Raw genomic sequence first — 6284 nt, 5'->3', positions numbered from 1 at the left:
TGGAAGAGGAGAATCAAATATTCCTTTTTATTCAATTATTAATCACCGCAAATTAATTAAAATACGAAAGGATTTTATGAAAAATAAAAAAATATTATAAATTAAATACCTCACCGTCTGGTCATCAAACAACACATCACAATCCATGAATAAAAATAATAAAATCCAAGTGGTACAATCCTGATTTGCAAAATATCTCTTGGTATATACTCCTAACCTCAAACAATTCCTAAAATTTTAAGGACGTGAAAAACTATTTTTCTTTTTCACTAACTTTGAGGAAATTAAAAAAACAATTAATGAAACCAAATCCTATAACTACCTTAATTCTACTTGTATGCTTTTCGATTACAACTTTTGCACAAACTACAGTTGATGATCCCGAAATTAAAAAAATGTTGACCGAAGTTAAATCGGAAAACATGGAAGCTACCGTACGCAAACTCGTTTCGTTTGGTACGCGCCATACGTTGAGCGACACCAAAAGCAATACACGTGGTATTGGCGCAGCACAGCGCTGGGTAAAATCAGAATTTGACAAATATGCCTTGGCATCTGGCGGCAGACTTACTTCTGTTATTGATTTTTTTACCATCAAAGCCGATGGAAAACGAATTGCAACAGATAGCCAATTAGGAAACGTAATGGCAACTTTAAAAGGTACTGATCCTACTGATGATCGCGTAATGATAATTAGTGGTCACTTAGATTCTAGAGCTTCGGATGTCATGGACGCAAAATCTGACGCGCCAGGTGCAAATGATGATGCTTCAGGAGTAGCAGCCATGATGGAACTGGCCAGAATTATGAGTCAAAGAGAATTTCCTTTTACACTCATTTTTGTGGCTGTAGTGGGTGAAGAACAAGGTTTATATGGTGCTAAACATCTTGCTGATGTTGCCAAGGAAAAGAAATGGAATTTGATTGCTATGCTTAACAATGACATGATAGGCAACAGTTTGTCAAGCGGAACTTTATTACGTGACAATACCAGAGTGCGTGTTTTTAGCGAAACTATTCCCTATCTAGAAACAGAAGCCGAAGCAAAAATGCGAAAATCAACCAATCGCGATAATGATAGCCCATCCAGACAATTAGCCCGATATATTAAAACAGTAACCAACCAATATGTTGATCAATTAGATATTAACCTAGTGTACCGAAACGACCGTTTCTTGCGTGGTGGTGATCATACTCCTTTTAGTCAAAATGGTTTTACTGCGATTCGATTTTGTGAAATGAACGAGAACTACGATCACCAACACCAAAATGTGCGAAAAGAAAATAACATTCAGTATGGAGACCTTCCTGAATTCATGGACTTTGAATACATGAAAAAAGTAACCTGTTCTAACTTAGCTACTTTCAGTAACTTAGCGTGGTCACCAAAAGCTCCAACTAATGTTGGAATTGAAGTAAAAGATTTAACCAATTTCTCTACTTTACTTTGGACTGCGCCAGAAGGAAAAGCTGTTTATGGCTACAATATCCTTATTAGAGAAACAGGATCACAACACTGGGAAAAAACTATTTTTGTAAAAGATACAAAGGCCGAAATTCCGTATTCTAAAGATAATTTTTTCTTTGCAGTGCAAGCGGTTGATGCTTTAGGACATTCTAGTTTACCTGTTTTCCCTACCCCTATTCGTTAACTTTCAAGAATGAAATCAATTTAATAGAAACTAATTCTCGTGTTTTTGATTAAAAAAGTGATTTAACAACAAAGCGTTTGTCTCAATTCGACAAACGCTTTTTTTATACATTCTATAATCAATCTAAAGATTAATTGTAAACGCTCTCTTTCTTGAAATGAACTGTAAGTAAATAGTAAATAACGGCTCTGTACTTATTTCTATTAGATCTTCCATATTTTTCCATTACTGCATCAATGGCAGCGTCTAGTTCTGGTCCATCAGCAAGTCCTAATTTCTTGATCAAGAAATTGTTTTTTACTGTGTCCAATTCTGACTGCTGACTTCCAGCTACCGTAGCTGAATCAGCATTATAAATTGACGGTCCACATCCTATTGTAACTTTAGTTAATAAATCCATATCTGGATCAACGCCGCATTTTTCTTTCAAATCTGCTGCGTATTTTACAATTAATTCTTCTCTTGCGCTCATAAATAAAAGTTTTTAGTTGTTTTTTTTGTTTATAACAGACTAAAATTAAACATTATATCTTAGAGTTGTATTAAAAACAAGAAAAAAATTACACTAATTCTTTAAAAAATTGCAATAAAATACTATCATTTTGTAATGTAGGTGTAAACACTTCTAAAATACATGGCTTCTCATTTTGTGCGTACAATGCAATCAGACCACTTTCTAGACTTACCTCATCACTAGCAATTGTATATTCTAAACCATACATTTTTGCTAAATGTTCGGCGGTCAAGCAATGGGATGTCTCAAAAAAAGTATTAAAAACTGGCGTTTCTTCATGTCCCGGTAGAATTCTAAAAATTCCTCCACCACCATTATTAATCAATATAATTTTGAAATTTTTAGGAATATAGCTGTTCCACAATGCATTGCTATCATACAAAAAACCTATGTCACCCGTTATAAAAATAGTTGGTTTTGTATTGGCTACAGCAGCACCTATTGCTGTTGATGTACTGCCATCAATTCCACTAGTTCCACGGTTACAATACACTTCAATTGTAGGGTGAATGTCTATCAATTGCGCATAGCGGATGGCCGAGCTATTGCTGATTTGCAAATGGCTGTTCTTTGGTAAACCTTTAATAACGCTCTCAAATACTTTAAAATCCGAAAAAGGAATTTTATCTAAATAAATATCGCTTTTTAACTTTCGTAATGCTTTTACAGCGTCTAATTGCTTGAAATAATCACTCTCTACTGCGTTTGTAAGCGGCAGGAAGGTTTCAAAAAACACATTTGGGTTTACTTCAAAATGGTGTGTTAAAGCACCAAAAGTGTCATACGCTCTCCGAGAGTCAATATGCCAATGGTGTTTGGGTTTGTATTTGCGTAAAAATGCTTTGATTCTTTTTGAAACGACCATTCCGCCAAATGTTACTAAAATCTCCGGACGAAAATTTTCAAAATCTTCATTCGTAAAAGGAGTAATAATCGTGTCAATGTTATTGATAAAAGTATCATGGTGTAGGTTAGAAGTCGTTTCGGTCAACACCACAACCGACTCATCTTTGGCGAAAGCCTCAATTACTTTCTCGTTAACGGCATTCGGTTCGTTCACGCCAACCAAAATCATTTTCTTAGTAGCATTGTTCCAAATCGTTGCAAATTCTGAAACATCATCAATAGAAATCGTCTGCGTAGCATTTGCGGAAGCGAAAGTATTCACTTTGACTGAAAGTTCCGAAACGGTTTCATACAAAGGTTCTTCAAAAGGAGCATTGATATGAACGGGACCTTTTTGAGAAATAGCCGTGTTAATGGCCTCGTTGATTTTTAGATCATTCTCAGCCGAAACATCCTCATGTAAATTAGCATTGTATAACGAATGGTTTTCGAAAACATTTTCCTGTCTAATGGTTTGTCCATCACCAATATCAATCTTACTTTGAGGTCTATCTGCTGAGATTACCACAAGTGGAATTTGACTATAAAAAGCCTCTGCAAAAGCGGGATAATAATTCAATAAAGCGGATCCAGAGGTACAAACAAGCGCCACTGGATGTGCCGTTTGTTGTGCCATTCCTAAACCAAAAAAGGCTGCACAACGTTCATCAGCAATGCTGTAACATTTAAAAGCAGGATTATTAACAAAACCTATAGTTAGCGGTGCATTTCTGGAACCCGGGGAAATAATTATGTTGGTGATTCCCTTGGCTAAGCAAATTTCAATTATGCTTTGCGCCAAAGGTATTTTGGGGTATATCATTGTATCTAATTTCTTTGATACAAAGTTACAAATTCGCTGGTCTTTTTCCTTTAATTTGAACTGTTATTTGCTATTTTTGAAGCAAATAAATACCCCATGAAAACTACGATACGCGCATACAAAACTGAGGATACTCAAGCAATTTTGGAGATTATAAATTACAATATTTTACACTCTACAGCTTTGTATGATTATAATACAAGAACACTAGAGCAGCAAATGAGTATTTTAGCCGATAAACAGAGTAAAAATTTCCCTGTGATCGTGGCTGAAATTGGCGGAGTTGTTGTAGGTTTTGGTATGTATAGTGAATTCCGTTTTCGAGAAGCTTATAAATTTACGGTTGAGCATTCTGTATATGTAAGCCAAGATCATCATGGAAAAGGAATAGGTAAATTACTTCTTGAAGAATTAATAGTTCTTGCAAAAAAACAAAATTTACACACAATGATTGCTGTTATTGATTCTGAAAATCATAGTAGCGTTGAATTTCATGAAAAATTTGGTTTTAAAACGGTAGGCATAATCAAAGAATCAGGATTTAAATTTGACCGTTGGTTGCACTCTGTGTTTATGCAGTTGATTTTAGAATAAGACTCCTTAATTAGCGTTACTGGCTTGAAAAAGGTACCTTTGCATTTTTATAGTACTTATGAGTTTTACATTGCTTTCTTCCCCTTTGCAGGGTTTTACCGACTTTAGATTTAGAAATGCCCAAAACAAACTTTTTGGAGGTATTGATACTTTTTATTCGCCTTATATTCGCCTAAATGGAAAATTAGTGATCAAGCCTTCTTATGAACGCGATTTACTTTTAGAAAACAATCTTGAATTAGAAGTAATTCCGCAAGTCATTACAAACGATGCAGATGAATTTTTGTTTGTTGCTAAGTATGTACGAGAACTTGGTTACAAAGAACTCAACTGGAACTTGGGTTGTCCTTACCCGATGGTAACTAAATCTGGCATGGGATCTGGATTGATTAGCAACACCGAAAAAATCAATCACATACTAGAAAGAGCACACAATGAAACAGATATCCTAGTATCTATGAAAATGCGATTGGGATATGAATCTCCTCAAGAAATTATTGACGTACTTCCTATTCTTGAAAAATATCCCTTAAAAAATATAGCCATCCACGCCCGTTTAGGAAAACAATTGTACAAAGGCGGAGTAGATCTTGATGGATTTCAAAAATGTATTGATACTACTAAACATAAATTGTATTATAACGGAGACATAACCTCAGTAGCGAAGTTTCATGAAATGCAAGAACGTTATCCAAGTATTGATCACTGGATGATTGGGAGAGGATTAATCTCAGATCCTTTCTTGCCAAGTATGATTAAGAATAATACGCATGAGTATCCTACTAATAAAATGGAAGTATTGAACGCTTTTCACGATACTTTGTATGCTATTTATAGTGAGTCACTTTCTGGACAGGCACATATTTTATTAAAAATGTACCACTTATGGGAATATTTTTCAGTTACTTTTGCCAATCCGCACAAAGTATTGAAAAAAATTAAAAAAGCACAAAGCATTCGTAATTACGAAGCTGCTGTAGCTGAAATTTTCAAAAATGAAAAATTCTAGAGAGAAAAATAAACCATTAATAAATTAAGAAAAATTAAGTGCTGATTCTTAATGTAACTTAATTTCTTAATGGTTCAATGTTTATGAAATATTCGACACTTACATAAACCACAAAAAAAAAGAGATTTTCATTTTACTGAAAATCTCTTCTAAAATATTTTACTGTATAAAGTTAGATAACTGCTTATGCTTTGATCCAATTCATTACTTCTGGATCAGTAACCAAAACTCTTGGAGAAATTACTTTTTCTAGTTCTCCGTTTTCGTTGATTAGGTATTTTTGAAAATTCCACTCTACAGTTGAATCTTGTAAACCATTTTTAGATTTTTGAGTTAAAAACTGATAAATAGCAGCCATATCATCGCCTTTTACAGAAACTTTATCCATCATAGGAAAAGTAACACCGTAATTCATTTGACAAAATGTTGCAATTTCCTCGTTTGTTCCAGGCTCTTGCGATGCAAAATTATTTGCAGGGAAACCAACAATTACTAAACCTTTATCTTTGTATTCTTTGTAAACTGCTTCTAAATCTTTGTACTGAGGTGTTAATCCACACTTAGATGCTGTGTTTACAATGATCACTTTTTTCCCTTTTAGTGTACTAAAATCAAAAGTCTTACCTGATAAATCTTCTACTTTAAACTGATAAATGTTTTCTTTAGCTGTAACTGCTGTGCTCATAATTTTCTCTGATTTTTTAGGTTGTGCTTGGTTTTGACAACTGAACAATACTAAAGCAAAAGTTGCTATATAAATTAAGTTTTTCATTTTTGTAATTTTTGTTAAAAGTACTTCTTTTTTTG

The 6284-nt window shown here is 34.0% G+C and carries 6 protein-coding genes; 3 read left to right on the top strand and 3 right to left on the bottom strand.

Going from position 1 to position 6284, the window contains the following annotated elements:
- The first annotated feature begins 299 nt into the window (after nt 1-299).
- The gene (locus tag FPG59_RS12890; protein ID WP_086454997.1) at nt 300-1652 is read left to right on the top strand and encodes a M28 family metallopeptidase; all 1353 of its coding nucleotides are present in this window, start codon (nt 300-302) and stop codon (nt 1650-1652) included.
- A gap of 130 nt (nt 1653-1782) precedes the next feature.
- Here the strand turns inward: FPG59_RS12890 and FPG59_RS12885 are convergent, their stop codons facing one another.
- Nucleotides 1783-2124, bottom strand: coding sequence for a DUF2853 family protein (locus FPG59_RS12885; RefSeq protein ID WP_086454996.1), 342 nt, complete (start codon nt 2122-2124; stop codon nt 1783-1785).
- A gap of 88 nt (nt 2125-2212) precedes the next feature.
- Nucleotides 2213-3874: a 2-succinyl-5-enolpyruvyl-6-hydroxy-3-cyclohexene-1-carboxylic-acid synthase gene (gene menD, locus FPG59_RS12880; protein ID WP_086454995.1), complete on the bottom strand. Its 1662-nt coding sequence runs from the start codon at nt 3872-3874 to the stop codon at nt 2213-2215.
- A gap of 96 nt (nt 3875-3970) precedes the next feature.
- Between menD and FPG59_RS12875 the strand changes: the two genes are divergently transcribed.
- Together FPG59_RS12875 and FPG59_RS12870 are read left to right on the top strand one after the other, a co-directional pair.
- Nucleotides 3971-4468, top strand: coding sequence for a GNAT family N-acetyltransferase (locus tag FPG59_RS12875; protein WP_086454994.1), 498 nt, complete (start codon nt 3971-3973; stop codon nt 4466-4468).
- Between the two features lie 58 nt (nt 4469-4526).
- Nucleotides 4527-5477 carry a tRNA-dihydrouridine synthase gene (locus tag FPG59_RS12870; RefSeq protein WP_086454993.1) on the top strand — a complete coding sequence of 317 codons (951 nt, stop codon included), beginning with the start codon at nt 4527-4529 and terminating at the stop codon, nt 5475-5477.
- A 184-nt stretch (nt 5478-5661) separates the two neighbouring features.
- On the opposite strand, the gene FPG59_RS12865 is transcribed toward FPG59_RS12870, so the two are convergent.
- Complete coding sequence (locus FPG59_RS12865; RefSeq protein WP_254906704.1) at nt 5662-6162, bottom strand: glutathione peroxidase; 501 nt, start codon at nt 6160-6162, stop codon at nt 5662-5664.
- Nucleotides 6163-6284: the final 122 nt, after the last annotated feature.

The organism is Flavobacterium sp. FPG59 (assembly GCF_002150205.1).
In the GTDB taxonomy this organism is placed as follows: Bacteria; Bacteroidota; Bacteroidia; order Flavobacteriales; family Flavobacteriaceae; genus Flavobacterium.
This window is presented reverse-complemented; position numbering and strand designations above follow the sequence as displayed.